The following is a 23699-nucleotide window of genomic DNA, read 5'->3' on the forward strand; positions in this document are numbered from 1 at the left end:
CCGCCTGCCGCGCCGGACGGGCCGTCAGGCGGTGAGGTAGGCCTGGGCGTCGAGGGCGGCGCGGCAGCCCATGCCGGCGGCGGAGATGGCCTGGCGGTAGACGCGGTCCACGCAGTCGCCGGCCGCGAACACCCCGGGCACGGAGGTGCGGGTGCCGGCGCCCTCGACCACGATGTAGCCGTCCGCATCCTTGGCCACCGCGTCACCGAGGAATCCGGTCGCCGGGGTGTGCCCGATGGCCACGAACAGGCCGGAGACCGGCAGTGTGCCGGTCTCGCCCGTGGCGGTGTTCCGGATCTCGACCTCGGTCACCTCGGCGGGCTTGGACGCCATCGCACCGCCCAGCTTCAGCTGGAAGCCGCCGGCTGCCGGCGCGGGGGCCGGCGCCGCGGCGGTGCCGTGCACCGCGGTGACCACGGTGTCCATGAGCAGGGTGATCTTCGGATTGCTCCTGACCCGGTCGACCATGATCTTGGAGGCGCGGAACTCGCCGCGGCGGTGGATCAGTGTGACCGACGATCCGAAGCGGGACAGGAAGTCGGCCTCCTCGCAGGCGGAATCGCCGCCGCCCACCACCACGATCGGCTTGTCCTTGAAGAAGAACCCGTCGCAGGTGGCGCAGTAGGAGACGCCGTGCCCCGAGTAATCCTCCTCGCCGGGCACGCCGAGCTTGCGCACCGAGGAGCCGGTCGCCACGATGAGCGCCCGGGTCCGGATGCGCTCCCCCGAGGCCAGTGTCAGGGTGTGCGCGGAATCGGCGGCGTCGCCGAAGTCCACGGCGGTCACGTCGTCGTACTCCAGCTCGGCGCCGAAGCGCTCGGCCTGGCGGCGCATCGCGTCCATGAGATCAGGGCCCATCACGCCGTCCGGGAAACCGGGGAAGTTCTCCACCTCGGTGGTGTTGACGAGCTGCCCGCCCGGCGCCAGCGCCCCGGCCACGATCAGCGGCCGGTAGCCGGCGCGCCCCAGATAGATGGCCGCCGTATAGCCGGCGGGCCCGGAACCGATGATCACCGCATCGCGCACCGCGGCGGTGGCATCCGGGGAGTCCTGCTGCTCGAGCGCGGCTCCCCCGTCAGATTGTTGCTTGCTCATGCCCACCACTGTAGCGGGCCGGCGCCGGGTTCAGCTGTCAAGGAACACGTCGCGCGCGATGCTGTGTTTCACGTGGAACAGCGGTTGCATGCAGGGCATGTTTCACGTGGAACAGTAGGTTTCGTTCGATACCACATCGTCGTGTGGGCATGTTTCACGTGGAACGGCAGTTGCGCTCAGGGCGTGTTTCACGTGGAACAGGTGTATGGCAGAGGGCCGTATCCCGCATGCTGCGACGTCGGTGCTTCGCTGGCAGGGGTTTGCTTGCCAGCTTCGCTTATTGCGCGTTCTGGCCGCCCTGCTGGGTCTGGCCGCCCTGGCCGGCCTGACCAGTCTGACCAGCCTGCCCGCTCTGGTCGCCCGAGGCGGGCGTGCCGAAGGGCACCTGCTCGAGCTCCTGCTGGTTGGGCCAGCTGTCCCGGTCCACTTCCTGCTTCGTGCGGCCGCCGCTGAGGCTGATGACCGCGATCGCCAGCGCGATGGCCATCAGCACCGCGACAACGATCATCACCACGGCCTTTGTGGTGAGTTTGCCGAACAGCTTGGTGTCCGAAAGATTGTCCTCGTCATCCGCCGCGGGCGCTGGCTCGGCGGGCGTGAAGCTCGGCGGCTGGACCGGGGCCTGCGCCTCGGCCTGGTTGAGCTGCACTGACAGCGGCGTCTGCGATCCGATGATCGGAATGCGCGTCGTCGCCTCGCCCGGGCCCAGCGAATCGGCCGCGCCGGCGCGCAGCTGGCTCACATCGATCGGCATCGTGGCCATCGCGCCCAGGGAATCGGCGTTGCCGAACTCATGGAACAGGCCGTCGGTGGTCGGCTCCTCCGGGAAGATGCTGCGCGTGACCTGCTCCTGGGCGGCCTGAGGGACCGGGGCCGGCTCGGCCTCATCCGCGTCCGCAGCCACCCCAGCCATTGCAGAAACCCCGGCCAGCCCGGCGACTCCGGCCGTCTCCTCGGCATCCGAGGCCTCCTCCGATTCCGCGGTGCCGGCGATGTTGAGCAGCGGCAGCCGCTCGGAGGTGACCAGCGACGCCGGCAGCTCGGCCAGATCGACGTTGTCCATCGGGCGCAGCGCGACGATCTCGATCGAGGGGGCGCCGGCGATGGCGGGGAAGACGATGTCCTGCGGCCCCAGATCGGGTACGGTGCGCCAGTAGCCGAGCAAGGCCTTGAGCTCGTTGACCGACATCATCGGCTCGGCGGCGCGGCCGCCCTCCTTGAGCTCGAGGCCGCGGGCGATGATGACGCGGAAGTCGCTGGGAACGTCCGCCGGCAGCATGTCCAGCGAGAACGTGCCGAAATGCTGGGACGGGGTGCGCGTGAGCAGCGCGGCGAGCACGCCGGCCAGCTGGCGCACGATGAGCTGCTCGCCGCCCATGCCCTCCGGAGCGTGGGTCGGGTCGGCCAGCAGCGGCTTGACGGGGGCGTCGGCCACGGAGACGCCCTGGGCGCTGATGCGGATGGTGTCGGTGCTCAGCAGCGCATCCTCGTGCGTGGAATCCATGGCATAGGCGACGTCGCCGATGATCGAGCGGATCGCGTCATAGGAGAGGATGTCGCGGCCGGGCCCCTCGAGGTATTCGGTGAGGGCGACGCCGGCGTCCGGATGCATGACGAGCAGCGCGCAGTCCTCCACGCGCTCGAACATCTGCACCGGGGTGAAGCGGTCGTTGCGGCTCATGGCCAGGGATGCGGCGATGGCGTCCACCTGATCGACGGCCCCGGGCACGGTGATGACCATGACCTGGCAGTCGCGCGCCAACACGCGGTCGTTGGCCTTCCATGCCTGCAGGCCGGTGCTGCCGCGGAGCGAGGAGACGAGGGTGTAGCGGTTGAACAGGGTATCGCCCAGCTGTGGTGTCATGGTTCCTTCGGCTCCGTGGTGCGGTGGTCGTGCCGCGGTTCGCAGGCGCGGCGCACCGGCCATTCTAGCCGCGGGGATGGCCGAGAAGGCGCAGGGAATCGCAGCCCGAGACCGATTATGAAACCATGCCGTCCGCACTGCGGCGGGAGCCCCGCAGCCGGCGTGTCACGCCGCGCACCAGCGAGGTGAATTCGTCCACGCGTAGCAGCCACAGCAGCGCGGCGTACGCAGCGGCCACGGCCACGCCCACCACGCAGCAGATGACCAGCGACTGGCCCCAGCCCAGCCGGCCGTCGGCGGAGGCGATGTCGGCGCCGACCAGCCGCGTCGCCAGCGGATTGACCAGCCATCCGACGGCCCACGCGCCCACGCCGGCCACCAGGCAGCGCAGATAGGTGCCGAGGATGCGGCGGCCGTCCATCCGGCCGCCGAAGCGGCGCCGCAGCATCCAGATGACCCACGGGAACGTGACGATGTACGACAGGCTCAGCGAGACGCCTACCAGCGTCGTCCAATGCTGCGGCGGCAGCACCTGCATGAGTACGAGCAGCAGCGCCACCTGGACGAGGTTCTCCACCAGCGCGAACAGGAACGGGCTGCGGCCGTCCTCCCAGGCGTAGAACGCGCGCTGCACGAACAGGAACGCGCTGATCGGCACCAGGCCGATGAGCAGGCCCATCAGCGGGCCGGCGATGAGCAGCGCCCCGTGCAGCGAGGTCGAGGGAATCAGCGCCTTGGTCACGGCCACCGGCATCGCCATCATCGCGGCCACGAAGAACACCATGACCAGGCCGTTCGTGCGCAGCGCGGAACTCAGCTCGGCGCGGGCGTGGTCGACCCGCCGCTCCCCCACCGCCTTCGACAGGCGCGGGAACATCGCGGTGGCGATCGAGGCGGCCACCACCGAATACGGCAGGATGTACAGCGTGTAGGCGTACTGGTAGGAGGCGTTGCCGGCGATGCCGAACAGGTCGCCGCCGGCGGCCGGCGCGCCGGTGGTCACCCGCGAGTTGACGATGCCCATGAGCTGGTTGACGACCACCATCGCGATGCTCCAGGCCGCCACCTTGCCCATCGACCGCAGCCCCAGCCCGCGCAGGCCGAAGCGCACCCGGTAGCGCAGGCCCACGCGCAGCAGCGGGATGAACAGCACCAGCGCCTGGAACGCGACGCCGGCCGTCCACGCGCCGGCCGTCAGCGCAATCCGGCCCGTGGTCCAGAAGTCCATCGGCTGGCGCGCGGCGTTGCCGAACAGCAGGATGAACGCGCCGAAGCCCACGCAGCTGATCGCATTCGCCCCCACCGAGCTCCACGCGTATGCGGCGAAGCGGCCGGAGGCGGCCAGAATCTGCCCGATGATCGTGTACAGGCCGTAGAAGAAGATTTGCGGCATGCACCACAGCGTGAACGCGTTCGCCAGCGCGCGCTGGGCCGGCGTCCAGCCGGAGCCCACGTAGATCGAGGTGAGCACCGGGGTGCCGGCCATCATGATCGCGGTGATGATGGCCAGCATCACCATCGCCATGGTGATGAGCTTGCTCAGCCGCTCCTCGGCGTCCTTCTCCTTGAGCGTGCGGACGATCTGCGGTACCAGCACCGCGTTGAAGATGCCGGTGGAGATGAGGTTGAAGATGACCTGCGGGATCTGCGCGCCCGCCTGGTACGCGTTCGCCGCCACGCCGGTGGTGCCCAGGGCGCCCACCAACGCGATGGTGCGCAGCTGGCCGGTCACGCGCGAGGCGATCGTGCCGGAGGCCATGATCAGGGAGTTGCGGCCTACCGTGGAGCTCATTCGTCGGGGTCCTTCTTGCGGTGGAACTGCCGCCACAGGCCGAGCGCGGCCATGACCACGGCGAGGCCGATGATCACGAAGCCGGTTTTGTCGCTGATGCGCAGGACGGAAGTGATGGGGGTGGTCTGCTGGGCGCCGAAGGGGTCGCCCTCGCGGTCGAGCAGCGAGAGCGTGGCGACCGTGGAACCGGAGGTGGAGACGCGGATCGCGAAGGCGACCTGGGCCTCGCCGTTGGCCGGGATGGTGACGGATGTGGTGCGCGAGGTGACGATCTCCATCGAATCCGTCTTCGAGGAGACCGTGACAGTGACCGGGTACGGGTGGCCGTTGCGCACCGTGACCGGCATCTTCGCGGTTTCGCTGACCACGGTCACCGCGTCGGTGGGCGTGATGGTCACGCCGGTCATGAGGCGGTTGGCGAAGTCACGCGCCTGCTCGGTGGCGTGGGCGCGCGCGGTGCGGGCCGCGCGCATCGCCCCGCCGGTGGAGCCGAGCCAGGGGCCGGCCAGCGCGTGCAGCGCGAGCGCGTCGTGCACCGCGTGGAGCCGGGCCAGCCAACGGTCGGCCCCGGAGCCCTCCCCGGCCTGCCCGCCGCCGCGGGCCAGGGCCTGCGCGTCGTCGGCGGCACCGGAGGTGCCGTCGAGCACGGCCGAGCCGAAGCGGTCGATCTGCGCGCGGCTGGCGGCCAGGTCGCTGAGCACGGCGTCCAGCGACGTAGCCTGCGACTCGGTGAGGGCGGCGTCCTGCGGCACGGTGCCCAGCGCCTCGTTGCCCGATTCGTAGGCGTCGCCGTCGGTGAGCTCGCCCAGTCCGGTGAGCTGGAGCCACGGGGCCTGCTCGATGGCGTCCATGAGCGCGTCCGCCTGGCCGTCCGCCACATCGCCGCCGAGGCAGGTGAGCAGGTTGCGCGCGAGGTACGGCTGCTCCATCTGGTAGAAGGCGCTTTGCGCGATGAACCGGGCGATGCGGCCCGCGGCCGTGCGCTCCCCCGCCGCCTTGGCGGCGGTGGCGCGGCCCTTGGCCAGCGTGCCGAGCTCGCGCTGCTCCACGAGTACGGTGACCAGGCCGGCGTCCGTGGAGACCTCGCTGTTCGCGCTGTGCACGGTGTCCGGCTGGGTGCCCTCGTAGTCGGAGCCGGCGATGACGGTGTCGTAGCCCTGCCGCTTCGCCTCGGTGAGCGCGGCGGCCGTCCACGCGCCGGCGCCCTGCGTGGCCACGACGGGCACCTGCGCCGTCGCGTCGCCCATCGCGGCGCGGTAGTCGGCCAGGGCCGCGTCCGCCGTCCACGCGGCGGTGCCGACGCCGGCCCGCTCGTAGGCGGCGGCGTCCGATTTCGCGGCGTAGGCGGTGATGTCGAAGCCGCCGGGCTGGGTGATGGCTGCGGCCGCGACCGGCTCCGGCAGCGCCTGCGCAAAGGTGGGGTCGACGATGACCTGGAGCTCGGGATGGTCGGCGGCGAGCTGCCGGGCCGCCTGCGCGCGCTGCTCGGCGGCGGCCTGGTCCGGGGTCACGGCGCCGCCGGCGTCGAGGCCGGCGGCGATCGCCTCCGCGTCCTCGCTGCCGGCGTCCTGCGGCAGCCCGGAAGAGAGGAGTTCGTCGGCGGTGGCGTTGGCGCCCCACTGGCCGCCGGTGAGCGGCAGCGCGACGGTGAGCCTGAGGGCCGGGGTGTCCAGCGCGGTGAGGCCGTCGGCGGAACGGGTCATGAAAGTGTGCAGCTGCGCGGAGGCGGCCTCCTGGCCGTCGCCGGGGTCGCCGGTCGTGGCGTAGTCGATGCGCACCGGCTTGGGACCCCAGGAGACGATCCGCGCGAGCGTGGGATCGTCGGCCGGGGCGTCGATGGCGACGGTGACGGATTGGCCGGGCTTGAGCGCGGGCACGTCCGCGCCGCCGAGCTCGGCGCGCGTGGGGATGGCGGTGCCGCCCTCCGCCCAATGCTGGATGTCGGAGCGCGAGCGGAACGTGAAGCCGGCGTTGGTCAGCGCGGTGAGCCGGCCGGCCGGCCAGGCCTTGCCGGTGGTGTTGGCGACGGTGACCTTGAGATGGCAGCCGGAGCTCGCGGTGACGGTGGGCGTGGCGCCGGCGAGGGACAGTGTTTCGGCGGACGACTCGTCGCTATCCTCCTCGTGCTCGGCCGCCGGGACCGCGGCCGGGGACGCCGGGTCCGTGGCGGGGGCGGTCTGCGCCGTGAGGTCGGTGGAATCGGTGGGGTCGGCGGCCGCGGCGGGCGCGGCCCCGGCCAAGGCGCATGCGGCCGCCAGCACGAGGCCGGCGAACGCGCGCCATCGCGTCCGTGCCTTGCTTGGGTTCACTCGTTTGCCTGCCTGTTCATCTTCCTGGCGTACAGCCATGCGATCTTGCGCTCGTTGAGATAGCTGAGCACGTCATCCAGGTCCTCGAAGCGCACCCAGATCGCGTCCTCGGCCTCGTGGTCCGGGTCGCCCTCCACCGTCAGGTCGCCGCCGATCTGGCGCAGCGCGTAGTGGTGCACGAGCTTGTGCACGCGCTGGGAGGTGCCGGTGAACCAGTAGTCGATGGTGGCGATGGAATCGACCACCTCGCCCAGGATGCCGGTCTCCTCGAACACCTCGCGCACCGCGGTCTGCTGCGGCGTCTCGCCTTTCTCGATATGCCCCTTGGGCAGGCACCACTCCAGGTGCCCGCTGCGCGAATGGCGGGCGATCACCGCCACGCGGCCCTGCTCGTCGAAGACCAGGCCGCCGGCCGAATACTCGCGCACCACCGGCAGCTCCTGGGCGTCCAGCGAGGCGAAGGTGGTCGGACCGTCCGAGGCGCGGCGGCGCGGCATCATGGCCGGCGTCGGCGCGCTGTCCTCCACCACGGCGGCGGCCTCGTCCGGCTCCACCGGCTCGGCCTCCGGCACCACTGCGTCGGAGGTGGCCTGGGGCGCGGCGGCCGGTCGGGCGGCCTTCACCTTGGCGAAGACACTCGCCGGCGTCGGCGGGGCCGGAGCCACAGACGGGGGGATATCCTTCCCCCCGTCATGCTGCTGGGCCCCGCCCTGGTCCGGCTCCGGGGGCTTATCCGGGGCCGGCGCATCCGGTGCCTGGCGTGACTCGGAGGTGTACAGCAGCCGGTCCGGCTCGAACGCGGGCCGGGCATGGTGGCCCGCAACGGTGGCGCTGGCATGGCTGAGCATGCGCGCAAGGTCTGCGGGCGTAATCATGCTTTCCACCATACCCACATGGGTGTGCATGTGGGGTGACGGTATGCTGGTAGGGCACAAAACAAACGGCGCGAAAGGGTTGGCGTGGATTTCGAAGTGTGGCCCGAGGCCATTGAGCTGGGACGGATGTTCGCCGAGGAGGGCTACGAGCTCGCGTTGGTCGGCGGTCCGGTGCGCGACCTGCTGCTGCGCCGGCCGAGCCACGACCTCGATTTCACCACCTCCGCGCGGCCCGAGGAGTTCGAGCCGATCCTGCGCCGCTTCGGCCGGGACGGCTTCTGGGACATGGGCCGCAAGTTCGGCACGCTGGGCGCGATGCGCCGCCGCCCCGACGGCACCGAGGTCAAGGTGGAGGTGACCACCTACCGCTCGGACCGCTACGACCCCGACTCCCGCAAGCCGGAGGTCGCCTACGGCGATTCGCTCGAAGGCGACCTGAGCCGCCGGGACTTCACCGTCAACGCGATGGCGCTGCGCGTGCCCGAGCTCGAGTTCGTGGACCCCTTCGGCGGGGCCAACGACCTGGCCAAGGGCGTGCTGCGCACGCCCGTCGATCCGCGCCAGAGCTTCGACGACGACCCGCTGCGGATGATGCGCGCGGTGCGCTTCGTGGCGCAGCTCGGCTTCCGCATCGCCCCCGAGACCGCCGAGGCGATCTGCGCGATGGTGGACCGCATCGAGATCGTGTCCGCCGAGCGCGTGCGCGACGAACTCACCAAGCTGCTGCTGTCCGACCGGCCGCGCGCCGGCATCGAGGCGCTGGTCGAATCCGGTCTGGCGGACATCGTGTTCCCGGAGATCCCCGCCCTGCAGCTGCAGATCGACGAACACCACCGCCACAAGGACATGTTCGAACACACGATGATCGTGCTCGACCGCGCGGTGGCGCTGGAAACCGACGACGACGGCCCGGTGCCGCGGCCCGACCTCACGCTGCGCCTGGCGGCCATCATGCATGACATCGGCAAGCCGAAGACCCGCCGCTTCGAGCCCGGCGGCAAGGTGAGCTTCCACCACCACGACGCGGTGGGCGCCAAGCTCACGCGCAAGCGCCTCAAGGCGCTGCGCTTCGACCACCACATCGTGCAGGATGTGAGCGAGCTGGTGAACCTGCACCTGCGCTTCCACGGCTATGTGGACGAGCCGTGGACCGACTCGGCGGTGCGCCGCTATGTCAAGGACGCCGGCCATCTCTACGAGCGGCTCAACCGCCTCACCCGCGCGGACACCACCACGCAGAACCGGCGCAAGGCCGCCATCTTCGCCCATGCGATGGATGAGATGGAGGAGCGCGTGCGCGAGCTCAAGAAGAAAGAGGACTTCGACGCGATCCGCCCCGACCTGGACGGCAACGAGATCATGGAGCTGCTGGGGCTGGAGCCCGGGCCGGCGGTCGGCCAGGCGTACCGGCATATGCTCGAGTACCGCCTGGACCACGGGCCGGTGGAGCACGACGAGGCCGTCGCTGAACTCAAGCGGTGGCACGCGGCGCAGCAGGGCGGCGCTGCGGCCTGAGCCGGGCCGCCCTGCCGGCGGCCGCGGGCTGCGGCCCGGCCGACGGGGCGTCAGTCGATCAGCGTGTGCTCCGGGGCCTTCGGCAGGCCCTGCTTCTTCATCTGGTCGACGCTCAGGCACCCCTCGATGTCCTTGATGGCGTCGCCGTCCTTCTTCATCTCTTTGTCGGAGCGCAGGTTGTTGAAGGTGTTGCCGATCACCACATCCACCAGGCGGTCGGGGCGGTCGTCCATCACGAGCTCGGCGTCGGAGAAGTTGCGCGCCAGCGCGTAGGCGTTGTTGATCGCCTGCTCGCCGAACACGATCATCGTGCGGTCCACCTTGTTGCTCGTGTAGTTGCCGGCCTGCAGCTCGGCCATCGTGAAGTGGCGGTTCTGCAGCTCCTCGTACACCGCGTTGCCCAGGCCCATGAACTCGGTGCCGTTGAGCACGCGCACCTTCGTGGTGTCGTTCGCGGGCCACTTCATCGGGGTGCCGTCTTGGTTCTTGGCCGCGCAGGGCGCCTTCACGCCGTAGTTCGGCTGCACGGTTTTGACGGTGTCGGGCTGCAGGTCGATGACCTTGGTGTACACCAGCGTGGCGAACACCAGCACCACGGCCATCACAGCGCCGGCGATCGCGAACACGATGCGCTGGCGGTGACGGATATATTCGCGGCGCGCCTCGCGCTCGTCCATGTGTTCAACCATGCGGTGGCTCCTCGGTTTCTAATGCGGCTGTTCGTTACCTTAGCGTCAGCGCGTGACGCTGACGGCCGGCTTGGCGGGGGCCGTGGCCGCGATGATGCGGTCCACCGCCTGGGCCTTCGTCCACGCCTCGACGACCGCCTCACGGACGGCCGCGGTGGGGGTGAACGCGATGACCGAGGGGCCCGATCCGGAGACGAAGGAGTGGCTCGCGCCGGCCCCAAGGGCCGCGGCGATGGCCTGCCCGCTGCGCGGGTGCAGGCCGACCGCCGCCCGCTGCAGATGGTTCCGGTCGCCTTCGCCCGCGCCGGTCGCGTCGAAGCAGGCGTACACCTCCGGCGTGCTCAGCTGGGCCTGGTAGGCGCCGATGAGCAGGTCGCCGGCGAATCCTTCGGCGCGCAGCCGCTCTGCCTCCGGCGAATCGGGGGCGATGGCCTCGATTCGCTCCCCGAACCCGGTGCCGTGCGCGTAGCCGCCGGTCAGGCAGAACGGCATGTCCGCGCCCAGCGTCGACGCGACGGCCTGGAGCCGGTCCATCGGCCAGTCCAGGCCCCACAGCACGTTCAGCGCGAGGATGGTGGCGGCCGCGTCGGCCGAGCCGCCGCCCAGGCCCGCGCCCACCGGGATGCGCTTGTCGATGGCCAGGGCCACGTCCGGCGTGCGGCCGGACGCCTTGGCCATCGCGAACAGGGCGAGCACCGCGTGGTTGCGGCGCATGTCGCTGCCGGAGGAGGCGAGGTCGCCCAGATGGGCGCCGGTGAGCTCCAGCGAGAAGCCGGCGCCGGCGGGCTTGGCGGTGGCGGTGACGGTGTCGGTCACGCCCACCGCGCAATAGATGGTGTCGAGCTCGTGGCGGCCGCCCCATTCGGCCCGGGGCGCGCCCACGCGCAGGGTCAGGTTCGTTTTGGCCGGGCAGTCCACGCGCACCGCGGACGGCAAGGCGGCCTCGGGGCGCGCGGCCGGGCGGGCGGCCGCGTGGGCGACGGAGGGGACGGGCGTCGGGGACGTCGGGGTCATCGGGCCTCCTCAATCTGTCCGGCGAGGGCGCGGCAGGCGGCGGCCAGGTGGGCGAACTCGTCGGCGGTGAGGGTTTCGCCGCGGCGCGTCGGATCGATGCCAGCGGCCTCGAAGGCGCCGGCCGGCACTAGCTTGCGGAGGGCGGCGTGCAGCGTTTTGCGGCGCTGGCCGAAGGCGGCGTCGATCAGGCGGAAGGTCTCCTCGCGCAGGGAGGCGTCGCGCGGCGTGCCGTCGGCGGCCGCGTCGGTGCGCACGAAGCGCACCAGCGCGGAATCGACGTTCGGCGCCGGCCAGAACACGTTGCGCCCGATGAGGCCCGCGCGCTCGGCGCGGCCGTACCAGGCGAGCTTGACGCTCGGCGTGCCGTACACCTTGGTGCCCGGGGTGGCGGCCAGGCGGTCGGCCACCTCCTTCTGCACCATCACCAGGAAGGATCCGAGGTTGGCGAAGCGCTCCAACAGCGTGAGCACGATGGGCGTGGCCACGTTGTACGGCAGATTGGCCACCAGCGTGAAGGGGCGGCCGTCCGCGAACTGCGGCAGCGTGGCCGGGCCCACGGTCAGGGCGTCGCGGTTCGTCACCGTGAGGCGGCCGGCGGCGGCCGGCATGAACTCGGCCACCGTGGCCGGCAGACGCTCGGCCAGCGGCGGGTCGATCTCCACGGCCGTCACCGTGGCGCCGGTCTCCAGGATGGCCAGGGTGAGCGAGCCCAGGCCCGGACCCACCTCGAGCACGCGGCTGTCCGCGTCCACGCCGGCCTCGTGGACGATGCGGCGCACGGTGCCGGGGTCGATCACGAAGTTCTGCCCGAACTTCTTCGTCGGGCTCACGCCGGCCTCGTCAGCGATGCGGCGGATGTCGGCGGCGCCCAGCAGGCGGCCCGGCGTGGCTACCGGGGTCGTCGGGGTGCCGGCGGGCGCCGCGGCGTCGGCGGGCGTCTGGGTGGCGCCGGCGGGGGAATCGGGAATGGGAAGGCTGTCGGTCATGGATGGGTGGTCCTTGGGGAAGGCAACGGGCGCAACCGCGCGGTCGGGGGCGCGGTTCGGGTCATCGTCCAGCATAGGACGGGGCGCGGAACCGGGCGGGCGGCGGCTGCGCGCCCGGCCCGGCAACGGGGGTCAGTACCAGTGCGGGTTGCGCCGGTTCCATTCGGACAGGGCCTTGGAGGGGGAACCGTAGCGTTGCGCGATGTAGCTCAGGCCCCAGTCGATCTGCACGGCGCCGTCGTCCTGCCAGCCCGGGCCCATCTTGGAGCCGGGCAGGGCCTGCGGGATGCCGTAGGCGTCGGACCAGGGGTTGTCCGCGTTCCAACGCCAGCCGGACTCCTTGTTGAACAGGTCTTCCAGCGCGGTCCACTCGGCGCCGGTCCAGCCGCGCTGGGCCGCGGCGCCGCGGGCGTAGGTCTTGGCCTGGGCAATGCTCGGGTGCCACAGGCGGCCCTGGCCGGTGGAGGGCTGCGACGGCTGGGACGGTTGCGAGGGCTGGGCCGGCTGGGAGGGCTGCGACGGCTGGGACGGTTGCGAGGGCTGCGATGGCTGGGTGGGCTGGGTGTTGCCGCCGGCGGGCTTCTGCGTGTCGGCGGGCTTGCTGTCCGGCTTGGACTGGGCGGACTGGTCCTTGCCGCCGTCCTGGGTCGTGCCGTTGTCCTTGTTCTGGTCCTTGCCTTGGTCGGTGCTCTGGTTCTTGCCGGCGTCGGCCTGGCCCTGGCTGGTGTCGTCCGGATCCTCCACCCGCTCCGGCCCCACGGCCACGATGCGGTCGATGGCGATCTTGGTCGTCCGCTCGCTGGCCAACTGCTCCGACTCGGGCTGCCCGTCCACATACGTCACGTCGTAGACGCGCTCGATCTCGCCGTCCTGGCCCTCCTGGCGGATCACGGTCTGGCCGGGCTCCAGCGAGGGGTCGATGATCGTGCGCGTGGTGAATGGCACGGCGGTGGTGCGCGTCTCCTGGCCGTGGGTCACGCGGCGCACGCGCAGCACGGTTTCGTCGCCGTCCTTCTCGACGCTGACGCGGTCCTCTTTGCCCACGACGATGCCCTTGGAATCGAGGATGGAGGCGGCCGGCAGCTTGCCGTCGGGCGCCACCGAGCTTTTGCCGTCGGCGATGACGGTGACCGGGCCGTTCTGGTTGATGACGATGCCGCCGGTGAGCTGGTTGTACACGTTCTTGACGTCGACGGTGACCTTCGCCGCGTCCTTCTCGTTGCTTTCGAAGAAGCCGAGGAGCTGTTCGGCGCTGTCCGCCACGGTCCAGAACGGCACTTCCTGGCCGTCGATGCTGATCGTGGTCTGGTAGGCGGAACGCACCGTCACCACCGCGCGGTTCTTGAGGTCGCCGCCGGAGGTGGACTGCACCAGGTCATGCGACTTGACCTTCACGCCCTGCTCCTGGAGCAGGCGGTCGACGGTCATCGCATAGGTGGACACGGTGCGCGTCTCGCCGTTGATGTTCAGCGCCACAGCCTTGCGCTGGGTGACGGCGAAGGTGCCGACGCTGGCCACGGCCACGGCCACGGCGCATGCCGCCACGCGGATGCGGCGCAACTTCACGAATCGCTGCGGAGTCCAACGCCGAGCCATCAGACGAACCTCGTTTCCTTGTGATGCTTATGGTGCATGGGCGGTGCGGCGCCGGACGTCGCCGTCCGCCGGAAGCGTCCGGATGCCTGGGCTGCCGGCGGTTCCGGGCTGCCGGGGTGGCCGGGCCTTCGACGGCACATGCGCCATCCATCGTAGCGGCTGGCGGCGGCATCGTCGCCTTGTCCCCGGCGAACCGTGCCCATTTCGACACATCCGATTCCGCATGGTGGTGACTCCCCCGCTGCCTAGCGCCCGGTTTGGCTCCCCGTGGGGAGCGGATTTGCCCGTTGGCGGCCCGCTGGCGTCTAGTTTGGCTCCCCGTGGGGAGCAGGTTCACCCGCTGGCGGCCCGTCAGCGTCCAGTCTTGCTACCCGCGGGTAGCGGTTTTGCCCGCTGATGGTGGCTGAGCGTCCAGTTTGGCTACCCTCAGGTGGTGAAAACGGACGCTGCATGGAAGCGTCGAAACGCAAAAGGCCCCGGCATAGAGCCGGGGCCTTGGATGGCGGAGGATACGAGATTCGAACTCGTGAGGCTGTTACACCAACACGCTTTCCAAGCGTGCGCCATAGACCACTAGGCGAATCCTCCATGCGCTTGTGATGCCCCTGAACAAGCAGGCACCGCACACAAGTTAGTCATGATAGCACTTGCTCTATAAAGTGCAACTCGTTGGCTTCGGCGTGTTGCAGTCAGGGCGGCATAGGGCGGAGCAACCGAGAAAGACGGTAGAAGAGGCGGAACCGTCAGGGGCGGAAGAACCGGAAGAACCGGAAGAGGCGGAGCTGTTAGTGGCAGTGGAACCATAAGAACCGCTTGCACGCAGGCGGGTAAAGAAAAAGGGGGCGGGAGAGAAGGGGATGTTCCCGCCCCCTGTGAAACGGGCCAGGCTGGTTGGGGGGAAGCCAGGCCCGTGTTCAGAAGCCAGAATCGGGGGAAGGCTTCCGAACGCTTACCCATGGTAAGAATTCCAACGCGCGCCCTCGTGCATGGCACAATCGGGGGCGTTCCCGCGTACACAGGTATTGTACGCCGGTTTCCCGGCGCACGGGAGCCTCTTGTCGGGATCGAACCGACGACCTACCGCTTACAAGGCGGTCGCTCTGGCCATCTGAGCTAAAGAGGCGAATCCCCCCGACGGCGTTTTTGGGCGTGTCGTCGCGGCGGACGTAAGCAAGCTTACCAGCGACATGGGGACATGCGATGCATGCGCCCGCCGTGCGCCCGCGCAGCTGCTCGCGGCTGGGCCCATGCGCCCGCCGCCGACCCGCGGCTCAGGCGCCGGTCACCGAAATCGGCTTGCCCTTGGCGCCGATGGACGGCATCTGCCCGGCCTTGCCCACCTGGTCCTCCTTGAGGCCCACGGAGGTCAGGAACCCGGTCTTGAGGTCCATATCCGCCACGCTGAGCTGGTTGAGGTCCCAGAAATGGCCGTTGATCTGCACGGTCGGCGTGGTCATCGACCCCTCGTAGCGGCCGGAGACGTTCCACAAATCGCTTCGCTTGGGCGTGTATGTGTTGATCGCGGACAGCCAGTCGTCGTACTCGCGCGTGAATGCCTTGTCCGCCACGGACGCGGGCACGCCGGCCTTGAGCGCCTGCTCCTTGAGCATGTCGTTGCTGGTCGGCACGTAGCTGGGGCCCTCCTCGGGCTGGAAGTCCTCGGCGAAGAGGTTCGAGATATACGCGAGCAGATGGTCCGGATCGTCGTCATGGTCGGCGATGTACAGCGCCGAGTTGGCGGAGCGGTTCGAGTACTCGTCGGTGCTCCAGCCGTTTGCGTCGCCAAAGGACATGATGTGCAGGTCCAGGTTGAGCTGGCCGGCGTCCATCATCGCGATAAGCGTCGGGTCGAGTTGGCGGTTGAGGTTGCCGCAGCCGGGGCAGATGAAGTCCATGTACACGCTCACGGTGGGCGCGCCCGGCGCCTTGGTGCCGTAGCCGTCCTTCGAGATGAGGATGCCGCCCTGGTCGTCGGCCCGCGCCGGCTTGACCGGTGCCTTCTGCACCTTTTGCTTGGCCTGGTCGACGGTCAGCTCCTTCGCTGCCTTCGTGGCCTGTGCGGCCTCGCTGTGCGTGGAGCGGTAGACCGCGATGCCGGCCACTGCGATCAGCGCGACGACCACCACCGCGACGATGGCGCCGACGATGGTCTGCTGCCGGCGTTCCTTCGCCGCCTGCTCCGCCGCGGCCTGGGCGGCGGCCTGCTCGGCGGCCTTGCGCTGGGCGCGCGTCATCCGCCTGTCCGTGTTGTTCTTCTGAGCCATGGCTCCCTGTGCGTCCTCTCCTTCCGGGGACGGCGGGTCTCCCGGAAACGTCGTGCGCGGGCCCGCCGATCGCGATGCGGGAACCTCCCGCGGGAAGGGGCGGAGGGCCCGACGGCTGCCGACCAGTCTAGCCCAGAGTCTGAAAGAGCCCTGGGGTTCCGGTGAACATCCGGTGAACCCAGGCGTCGGCCGCCATCAGGCGTCCGCCGCCGGCGGCATGCCCTGGGGCGCCCGCACGCTGCCACGCAGCGCTCCGGCGCCCAGCCGCAGCGTCGGGCTGTGCGGCCAGAACGCGGCGAGCAGCCACGCCGCGGCCGCCGTCAGCGCGCAGGCCACGCCGGTCAGGCTCAGCGGCCCCTCCACCAGTTGGGGGACGATGAGGTCCATCCCGAGCACGGTGTGCCGCAGGTTCAGCGTCGGCAGCTGCAGCGCCAGCACGGCCACGGCCAGCATCGCCAGATACTCGGCCGCCATCAGCGCCGCCCGCAGCACGGCGGACAGCAGCCCCTTGGCCAAATGCCACGGGAACGACGCCACGCGCAGCGCGCTGTCCGACCAGGTGTGCGCCCCGCCGCGGCGCCATTCGCGCTCCAGCGTCGCGCCCAGCCCGTAGCCGAGCGTCTGCATGAGCCAGAACGCCGCCGCCGCGAGCAGCGGCGCCAGCGGGGGCCAGACCATGCCGGCCACCGCCATCGGCACGGCCAACAGCAGCAGCGTGAGCCGCGACCGCTTGAGGTACAGGCCGCGGCGCACGTCCGCCGGATTCGGCGGCGCGGCCTGGCCTCGCGCGGCCACCCTGAGCTGGGCGTCCACGATTTCGCTCGGCGACGCCTCCCCCCGCAGGAAGTCCGGCACCGTGCCCGCCCCGGCCGGCGGCGCGGGCGGCAGCACGGCCGTCCCCTCCGCGGCATCCCGCCGCGAAGGGATCGCCGGCGCCGGCATGGCCTCGGTCCGGTCCCCGACGGCGGGGGCGACGACGGACGACGGTTCCGTCGCGGCCGCGGCGTTGGCGACGAGCCGTTGCAGCGGCACGGTGGCCATCGGCGGCCGCGGCGGCTCGGTCTCGGGCAGCACGGCGGTGGCGCGGGTGAGCGGCGCCGTGCCCGCCTCCAGTCGGGCGGTCGGGACTGTCCGGGCGTCGAGGGCGTCGCTGGGCAGGGCGACCGTGCACTGCTCCGGCGCCAGCGCGCGCGTGGCGGACGCGTCGTCATCGCCGCCCCACAGCAGACGTGGATTGCCCGCGCGGGCGGCCAGGTCAAAAGGGCGCACCACCTGCGTCCCGTCGTCGGCGGCCGGGTCGGCCGGCCCGTCCGCCGGCGGCAGGGAGGCGAAGGGGTTGAGCGCGTCGAGCGCGATCGCGTGGAGCATCTGGTCGGGCGTGCAGCGCCGCGCGCGGTCGGGGCTCAAGGCCGACCGGAAGGCGGCCAGCGTGTGCGGCGGCAGGCCGGCGAGGTCGGCGTTGCCGGCGGCGGCGCGCTCCAGCACCGCCATCATCGGCTTCGTGCCGAACACCGGCCGGCCGGTGGCGGCGAAGGCGAGCACCGAGGCGACCGACCACCAGTCGGTCGCCTCGTCGGACTCCGCGCCGTCGATGATCTCGGGGGCGATGAACCCGGGCGTGCCCATGACCAGGCCGGTGCGGGTGACGTGGCTTTCGCCGCCGGTCATCGCGATGCCGAAGTCCACGAGCACCGGGCCGGAGGCGGAGACCATCACATTCGTCGGCTTGATGTCGCGGTGCACGATGCCGGCCGCGTGCACAGCCTTCACCGCGTCGATGAGCTTGGCGGCGAGGCGTTCCAGATCCGCGCCCACATAGCGGCCGTTCACGGCCACGTCCTCGCGCAGGTTGCGGCCCTCGATGAGCTCGGTGACGATGAACGCGAGTGCGTCGTCCAGCTCCATATCCACGATCGCGCACACGCCGGGATGGTTCACCTTCTTCAGCGCCATCGCCTCGCGGCGCAGGCGCTCGCGGGCGGTGGCCTGGTCGCGCCGCTGCTCGGGGGAGGCGCCGGCGTCGTCCACCAGGGAGTCGCGCAGGATCTTCATCGCGTAGATCTGGCCGCCGCCGTCCCTGACGCGCCAGACGGAGCCCATCGCGCCCGCGCCGAGGCGCGAGACGAGCGTGTAGCCGCCCACCACCTCGCCGGGCTCGAGGTTCAACGCATTGAGGTCGCTCATGCCTGCCAGTCTAGGCGGCCCGGTGGCTCAGTCCCGCTTGGCGAGGGGCAGCGGCACGAGCACGCGCAGGTCGAACCACTGGCCGTCGGATTCGATGGTGAGCTCGCCGCCGTAGGCGCGGGCGATGTGACGGATCGATTTGACGCCGAAGCCGTGGTGTCGGCGTCCGCCTTCGTGGTGCGCAGCGCGCCGGCCCGGTCGCGGCGCAGCGGCGTGGCGTAGGTGTTCTCCTCGCGCACCGCCACGAACTCGCCCTGCCGGAACAGCGCGAGCTTGACGATCCGCCGCTCCGGGTCCTGGACGCGCGAGGTCGCCTCGATCGCGTTGTCGAGCACGTTGCCGAACAGCGAGGCCACGTCCATCGCGTCCATGCCGTCGAGCAGCTTGCCGTCCGCCACGCAGGTGAGCGTGATGCCGCGGTCGGCGCAGGCGCGCATCTTCGTGGTGAGGATGACGTCCAGCACCGGGTTGCCGGTGTGCTGCTGCGCCGAATACCGCGCCACCGACTCCTCGAGCTACGCGAATTGCCGCGAGGCCTGGCCGGGGTCCAGCTCGGCCCGCAGCGCCACGATCTGATGTTTGAGGTCGTGGGCGAGCCGGCCCATCGCCTCGATGTTCTCCTTCGACTGCAGGTACTCGGCGTGCTGCGCTGCCAGCCGCGCGTCAATCGACGCGAGCTCCAGCCGGGCCCGCGTCGAGCGGATCTGCTCCTGCTGCGCGTACAGCATCACGAAGCCGCACAGGTCCACCAGCGTGCGGATGTAGAACACCTCCTGACCCACGGTGCCGGAGAACGGGGTGTTCGTCGAGGCGAAGCTCAGGTTGCTCATCGCGAAGGTGACGATGGTGATGGCGGCGCAGGTCACCGCGTCGCGCAACGTCGGCGCCATCGGCTCCTCGCGGCTGAAGTTGCGCCGCTCGACCCCCCACGCCAGCGCGAAGCAGGCGGCGTAGGTGACGGCCAGCAGCACCGCGCTGGCCCACCCGGACGGCGGCATGCCGGCATGGGCGACCATGAAGGTCGCCAGCTGCCAGTGCAGGGAGGCGACCAGCTCGGCCAGCACGAAGGCCCGGGCCGTCAGATACGTCGCCTCGCGTTTGCGCGAGCCCGAGGCCAGCCAGAGGACGGCCCACATCGCCAGCACCGCCATCGCCATGCCGACGATCCACAGCGCCAGCGGCATCGCGCCGGCCGCGTACTGCACCCCCACGAGCAGGACCAGGCCGACGCCGCCCACCGCCAGCGTGCGGGCGCGCGGCACCCGCAGCGGGATGACCGCCAGGTAGACGACGCAGGCCAGCCACTCGCAGATCGCCGTGTAGATGCGGGGGATGTCCGGCAGGGCGTTCGTGATCGCGCCGGTCACCGCAGCCCTCCCACATGCGCGGTGAGCGCCGCCATGAAGTCCTTCTTGCGCGGCCGGGAGACGCGCAGGCGCTCGCCGTTGTCCATCACGCAGTCCTGGTCCTCCACCCCGGCCACATGGTCGAGGTTCACCAGATAGCAGGAGTTCGAGCGGAAGAAGCCGTGCCCGGCCAGCTGCTCCTCCATCTTCTTGAGGCTCGAGGTGATCGACAGCTTGCCTGATAGCGTGTGGATCACGATGGTGTGGCGGATCGACTCCAGGTACACCACGTCCGCCAGCGCCAGACGCATCGTGGAACCGCCCGTCTCCACGAGCAGCGCGTCGTCGGCGCGGCGGCGCACCTGCGCGATGCAGCGGCGCAGCTCCTGCTGGAAGCCGAACCACGGCACCGGCTTGAGCAGGTAGCTCAGCGCGCCCACCTCGTAGCCGTTGATCGCGTACTGCGCGGCCGAGGTGATGAACACGATCTCCACCTTGTCGTCGCGTTCGCGCACGTGGCGGGCAGCCTCGAGCCCGCCCATCTGCCGCATCTGGATGTCCATGAGCAGGATGTCGTACACCGGCTGGTAGCGCTCCACCAGGCGGGCGCCGTCGTCGAACACGGACACCGTGAACCGCTCGCCGGACTCCTCCTGGTAGCGGTTGAGGTAGTCCAGCAGGCGCTGGCAATGCACGGGGTCGTCCTCGACCACACCAATCCGGATCGCACGCATCGGTCCTCCTCGTTCTCGGTCGCCTGCACTTGACAGACTATGCGACCGAAATGACAGAACGGGGCGGGCATCGGGGGTGCCGCGGCGCGGGCGGCCGGCTAGGGCGGCGTGTGGGAGGTCGGCGGGGCGGCTGTCTGCAGGCCGCGCGCGGAACGCGACAGATTATGCGACGGAAACGACAGGATGGGGAGGGGGCCGGCGGCGGCCGGCGGGGTCCGGGATGATGGATGAAACGGCATGACGGCGTGCTGTCGTTGCGAGCCTCGATGGTGAAGCGGACGGTCGGCGCCCCATGCCGGAGGATTCCATTGAGAACCAAGAAGGAGGAAGGCCATGTTGGGCATCAATATGGATGACGTCGTCAACGTCATCATGTCGATCCTGCCGCAGCTCATCGCCATCGGCGTAGTGCTGGTGCTGGCCATTGTGGCGACCGTCGCGGTGAACAAGCGCACGGTCAAGGACGTCGCGGTCCGCAAGCTCGTGCATTCCGAGTCGTGGCTCGTGTTCCTGGTCGCGGTCGTGGTGGCCGTGTCCATGATGGTGTTCGGGCCGCTGTCCACGCTGCTCAACAACGCGACGGCCACCAAGTACGAGCTGTCGCAGAAGACCGTGGACGAGGCCAAGGCGCTGGCCGTGGACGTGCAGCGTGAAGGCGTCACCATGCTGCAGAACAACGACGGCAACCTGCCGCTGGCCGACACGAAGGTCAACGTGTTCGGCTGGGGCTCCACCAACCCGATCTACGGCGGCACCGGCTCCGGCTCCATGTCCGACCAGTACCCGACCACCTCGCTGCTCGACGGCATGAAGGAGGCCGGCCTGGAGACCAACGCCGACCTGTCCAAGCTGTACACCGACTACCGCGCCGACCGCCCGGTGGTGGGCATGTTCGAGCAGGACTGGACCCTGCCCGAGCTGCCGGCCGCCGACTATCCGCAGGATGTGATCGACGCCGCCAAGGACTTCTCCGACGAGGCCGTGATCGTGGTCTCCCGCTCCGGCGGCGAGGGCGCCGACCTGCCCACCGACATGACCGCCGAGGGCATCACCTACCACGACAACTCCAAGGACTACAAGGACTTCGAGCAGGGCGGCCACTTCCTGCAGCTGTCGAAGACCGAGCGCGACATGGTCGACCTGGTCACCAAGAACTTCGACAAGGTGACCTTCGTATACAACGGCGCCAACGCCTTCCAGCTCGACTTCGTCAAGGACTACCCGCAGATCAAGTCCGTGCTGTGGTGCCCGCCGGCCGGCCAGACCGGCTTCACCGCGCTCGGCGAGATCCTCGCCGGCAAGGTCAACCCCTCCGGCAAGACCTCCGACACGTTCCTGTACGACCTGACCAAGGCCCCGACCTGGAACAACTTCGGCGACTTCCACTACGACAACATGGATGAGTTCACCGCCAACGCGTTCGGCGGCGAGACCTCCCCGACCTTCGTCAACTACGTCGAGGGCATCTACGTGGGCTACAAGTTCTACGAGACCGCGGCCGACGAGGGCGCGATCGACTACGACGCGACCGTGCAGTACCCGTTCGGCTACGGCCTGAGCTACACCGCCTTCTCCCAGGAGATGGGCGACGTGACCTACGCCGACGGCAAGGTGAGCTTCGACGTGACCGTGACCAACACCGGCGACACCGCCGGCAAGGACGTGGTGCAGACCTACGTGAACCCGCCGTACACCGACGGTGGCATCGAGAAGGCCTCCGCCAACCTGGTCGCCTTCGAGAAGACCAAGGAGCTCGCCCCCGGCGAGTCCGAGACCGTGTCGATCGAGTTCGACGACGACGCGATGGCCTCCTACGACAACAAGGACGCCAAGGCCTGGGTGCTGGAGGCCGGCGACTACGGCGTGTCCATCAACACGGACTCCCACACCGCCATCGACACCAAGACCGTGACCGTGGACGACGAGACCGTCTACGACTCCGAGTCCAACACGCATGACGGCGACGCCGTGCCCGCCACCAACCAGTTCGACGAGGCCGCCGGCGACGTGACCTACCTGAGCCGCGCCGGGCACTTCGCCAACTACGACGAGGCGACCGCCGCCCCGGCCTCCATGTCGATGAGCGACGAGCACAAGGCCACGTTCGTGAACAACTCGAACTACAAGCCGGCCGAGCACAACAACGACTCCGACGAGATGCCGACCACCGGCGCCAACAACGGCGTGCGTCTGGCCGACCTGACCGGCAAGGAGTACGACGACCCGCAGTGGGACAAGCTGCTCGACCAGCTCACCTTCGAGGACATGGACAACCTCATCGCCAACGGCGGCTACGGCAACGCCGCGGTCGAGAAGATCGGCAAGATCCAGCTCACCGACGTGGACGGCCCGGCCTCGCTGAACAACAACTTCACGCGCGTCGGCTCCATCGGCCTGCCCTCCGGCGTCTCCTTCGCCTGCACGTGGAACGCCGACCTGGCCACCGAGTTCGGCGACATGATCGGCAAGATGGCGCACGAGATGCACGTGACCGGTTGGTACGCCCCGGCCATGAACATCCACCGCTCCGCCTTCTCCGGCCGTAACTTCGAGTACTACTCGGAGGACGGCTACCTGTCCGGCGTCATGGCCTCCAGCGCCATCGCCGCCGCCAGCGAGAACGGCGTGTACGCCTTCATGAAGCACTTCGCCCTCAACGACCAGGAGACCAACCGCAACTCGATGCTGTGCACCTGGTCCAACGAGCAGGCCATCCGCGAGATCTACCTCAAGCCCTTCGAGATGAGCGTCAAGATCGGCAAGACCAATGCGGTGATGAGCTCCTTCAACTACATCGGCACCACCTACGCGGCCGCCGACCCGGCGCTGCAGCAGACCGTGCTGCGCGACGAGTGGGGCTTCCGCGGCGCCGTGCTCACCGATTACTTCGGTGGCTACGGCTACCAGAACGCCGACCAGTTGATCCGCAACGGCAACGACTTCATGCTGGCCACCACGGACATCACCAACCACGTGACCGACAAGTCCGCCACCTCGGTCAAGGCGATGCGCACCGCCGCCCACAACATCCTGTACATGGCCGCCAACAGCTGGATGTACGAGAACGGCGAGCCGGACGTGCCGACCCCGATCTGGAAGACCATCACCTACGTGGTCTGGGGCGTCACCGCCGTGCTGTTCATCGGTCTGACCACGGTCTCCGTGATGAAGTTCACCAAGCGCCGCAAGGCCGCCAAGGTGACCGTCACCGCCTCCGAGCAGTGACCCTGACCGGGCAGGGCGCGGCCTGACCGCAGCGCCCCCGCCCGACATCGGGACCTGCCCCATCTGTTGCGGGCAGCTGTCCCACCTGGCATCGGGCCGCCGACCCCACCTCCCTCGGGTCGGCGGCCCTTTCCTATGCCCGGCGTACTGATGCGGCGTGCTGGTACGGCGAACCGTACTCTTAGCGCATGTGAGCGTACGGTTTATCGCA

Annotated in this window: 14 protein-coding genes, 2 tRNA genes and 1 pseudogene; 2 read left to right on the plus strand and 15 right to left on the minus strand. The window is 69.9% G+C overall.

Features of this window, described 5'->3' with window-relative positions; translation table 11 throughout:
- Nucleotides 1-24: 24 nt before the first annotated feature.
- The 5 genes from H7U32_RS04395 to H7U32_RS04410 all read right to left on the minus strand — a co-directional run bounded on the left by H7U32_RS04395 (nt 25) and on the right by H7U32_RS04410 (nt 7935).
- Complete coding sequence (locus H7U32_RS04395; protein WP_204468413.1) at nt 25-1095, minus strand: NAD(P)/FAD-dependent oxidoreductase; 1071 nt, start codon at nt 1093-1095, stop codon at nt 25-27.
- Nucleotides 1096-1372: 277 nt separating this feature from the next.
- A complete protein-coding gene (locus H7U32_RS10720) occupies nt 1373-2959 on the minus strand; it encodes a hypothetical protein (protein ID WP_239457498.1) in 1587 nt (528 codons plus the stop codon).
- A 115-nt stretch (nt 2960-3074) separates the two neighbouring features.
- Nucleotides 3075-4751, minus strand: a complete 1677-nt coding sequence (gene murJ, locus H7U32_RS10725) for a murein biosynthesis integral membrane protein MurJ (RefSeq protein WP_239457499.1) — start codon at nt 4749-4751, stop codon at nt 3075-3077.
- Nucleotides 4748-7060 (minus strand): DUF6049 family protein, encoded by a 2313-nt coding sequence (locus H7U32_RS04405; RefSeq protein ID WP_323804576.1) that lies wholly within the window; start codon nt 7058-7060, stop codon nt 4748-4750. Before H7U32_RS04405 ends, murJ begins: the two co-directional genes overlap by 4 nt.
- Nucleotides 7057-7935, minus strand: coding sequence for an NUDIX hydrolase (locus tag H7U32_RS04410; protein ID WP_239457500.1), 879 nt, complete (start codon nt 7933-7935; stop codon nt 7057-7059). Before H7U32_RS04410 ends, H7U32_RS04405 begins: the two co-directional genes overlap by 4 nt.
- 84 nt (nt 7936-8019) lie before the next feature.
- On the opposite strand from H7U32_RS04410, the gene H7U32_RS04415 reads away from it, so the two are divergent.
- Nucleotides 8020-9450 carry a CCA tRNA nucleotidyltransferase gene (locus tag H7U32_RS04415; protein WP_204468417.1) on the plus strand — a complete coding sequence of 477 codons (1431 nt, stop codon included), beginning with the start codon at nt 8020-8022 and terminating at the stop codon, nt 9448-9450.
- Between the two features lie 50 nt (nt 9451-9500).
- On the opposite strand, the gene H7U32_RS04420 is transcribed toward H7U32_RS04415, so the two are convergent.
- The 10 genes and pseudogenes from H7U32_RS04420 to H7U32_RS04465 form a co-directional block, all read right to left on the minus strand.
- Nucleotides 9501-10139 (minus strand): LytR C-terminal domain-containing protein, encoded by a 639-nt coding sequence (locus tag H7U32_RS04420; RefSeq protein WP_204468419.1) that lies wholly within the window; start codon nt 10137-10139, stop codon nt 9501-9503.
- A 45-nt stretch (nt 10140-10184) separates the two neighbouring features.
- Nucleotides 10185-11153 carry a 4-(cytidine 5'-diphospho)-2-C-methyl-D-erythritol kinase gene (locus tag H7U32_RS04425; RefSeq protein ID WP_204468421.1) on the minus strand — a complete coding sequence of 323 codons (969 nt, stop codon included), beginning with the start codon at nt 11151-11153 and terminating at the stop codon, nt 10185-10187.
- Entirely contained in the window at nt 11150-12139 is a 990-nt protein-coding gene (rsmA, locus tag H7U32_RS04430; protein WP_204468423.1) for a 16S rRNA (adenine(1518)-N(6)/adenine(1519)-N(6))-dimethyltransferase RsmA, read from the minus strand. Before rsmA ends, H7U32_RS04425 begins: the two co-directional genes overlap by 4 nt.
- A 132-nt stretch (nt 12140-12271) precedes the next feature.
- Nucleotides 12272-13735, minus strand: coding sequence for a G5 domain-containing protein (locus tag H7U32_RS04435; protein WP_204468425.1), 1464 nt, complete (start codon nt 13733-13735; stop codon nt 12272-12274).
- Between the two features lie 500 nt (nt 13736-14235).
- Nucleotides 14236-14323: transfer RNA gene (locus H7U32_RS04440), tRNA-Ser, on the minus strand.
- A gap of 461 nt (nt 14324-14784) precedes the next feature.
- Nucleotides 14785-14858 (minus strand) — tRNA-Thr (locus H7U32_RS04445).
- A gap of 148 nt (nt 14859-15006) precedes the next feature.
- Nucleotides 15007-15999, minus strand: a complete 993-nt coding sequence (locus H7U32_RS04450; RefSeq protein ID WP_204468427.1) for a DsbA family protein — start codon at nt 15997-15999, stop codon at nt 15007-15009.
- Between the two features lie 195 nt (nt 16000-16194).
- Entirely contained in the window at nt 16195-18192 is a 1998-nt protein-coding gene (locus tag H7U32_RS04455; protein ID WP_440201435.1) for a protein kinase domain-containing protein, read from the minus strand.
- 18 nt (nt 18193-18210) lie between these two features.
- A pseudogene (locus tag H7U32_RS04460) lies at nt 18211-19550 on the minus strand (GHKL domain-containing protein).
- The gene (locus tag H7U32_RS04465) at nt 19547-20263 is read right to left on the minus strand and encodes a LytR/AlgR family response regulator transcription factor (RefSeq protein WP_204468431.1); all 717 of its coding nucleotides are present in this window, start codon (nt 20261-20263) and stop codon (nt 19547-19549) included. Before H7U32_RS04465 ends, H7U32_RS04460 begins: the two are co-directional and overlap by 4 nt.
- Nucleotides 20264-20596: 333 nt before the next feature.
- On the opposite strand from H7U32_RS04465, the gene H7U32_RS04470 reads away from it, so the two are divergent.
- Entirely contained in the window at nt 20597-23488 is a 2892-nt protein-coding gene (locus H7U32_RS04470) for a glycoside hydrolase family 3 N-terminal domain-containing protein (protein ID WP_204468433.1), read from the plus strand.
- Nucleotides 23489-23699 lie beyond the last annotated feature (211 nt).

The sequence above is a fragment of the Bifidobacterium pullorum subsp. saeculare genome (assembly GCF_016899725.1).
Lineage (GTDB): Bacteria > Actinomycetota > Actinomycetes > Actinomycetales > Bifidobacteriaceae > Bifidobacterium > Bifidobacterium pullorum_C.

Bases quoted from the DNA above. Each gene is read 5' to 3' on its own strand.
- rsmA (WP_204468423.1), bottom strand. From the start codon at position 12,139: ATGACCGACAGCCTTCCCATTCCCGATTCCCCCGCCGGCGCCACCCAG.
- H7U32_RS04410 (WP_239457500.1), bottom strand. From the start codon at position 7,935: ATGATTACGCCCGCAGACCTTGCGCGCATGCTCAGCCATGCCAGCGCC.
- H7U32_RS04420 (WP_204468419.1), bottom strand. From the start codon at position 10,139: ATGGTTGAACACATGGACGAGCGCGAGGCGCGCCGCGAATATATCCGT.
- H7U32_RS04395 (WP_204468413.1), bottom strand. From the start codon at position 1,095: ATGAGCAAGCAACAATCTGACGGGGGAGCCGCGCTCGAGCAGCAGGAC.
- H7U32_RS04450 (WP_204468427.1), bottom strand. From the start codon at position 15,999: ATGGCTCAGAAGAACAACACGGACAGGCGGATGACGCGCGCCCAGCGC.
- H7U32_RS04470 (WP_204468433.1), top strand. From the start codon at position 20,597: ATGTTGGGCATCAATATGGATGACGTCGTCAACGTCATCATGTCGATC.
- H7U32_RS04435 (WP_204468425.1), bottom strand. From the start codon at position 13,735: ATGGCTCGGCGTTGGACTCCGCAGCGATTCGTGAAGTTGCGCCGCATC.
- H7U32_RS10720 (WP_239457498.1), bottom strand. From the start codon at position 2,959: ATGACACCACAGCTGGGCGATACCCTGTTCAACCGCTACACCCTCGTC.
- murJ (WP_239457499.1), bottom strand. From the start codon at position 4,751: ATGAGCTCCACGGTAGGCCGCAACTCCCTGATCATGGCCTCCGGCACG.
- H7U32_RS04425 (WP_204468421.1), bottom strand. From the start codon at position 11,153: ATGACCCCGACGTCCCCGACGCCCGTCCCCTCCGTCGCCCACGCGGCC.
- H7U32_RS04465 (WP_204468431.1), bottom strand. From the start codon at position 20,263: ATGCGTGCGATCCGGATTGGTGTGGTCGAGGACGACCCCGTGCATTGC.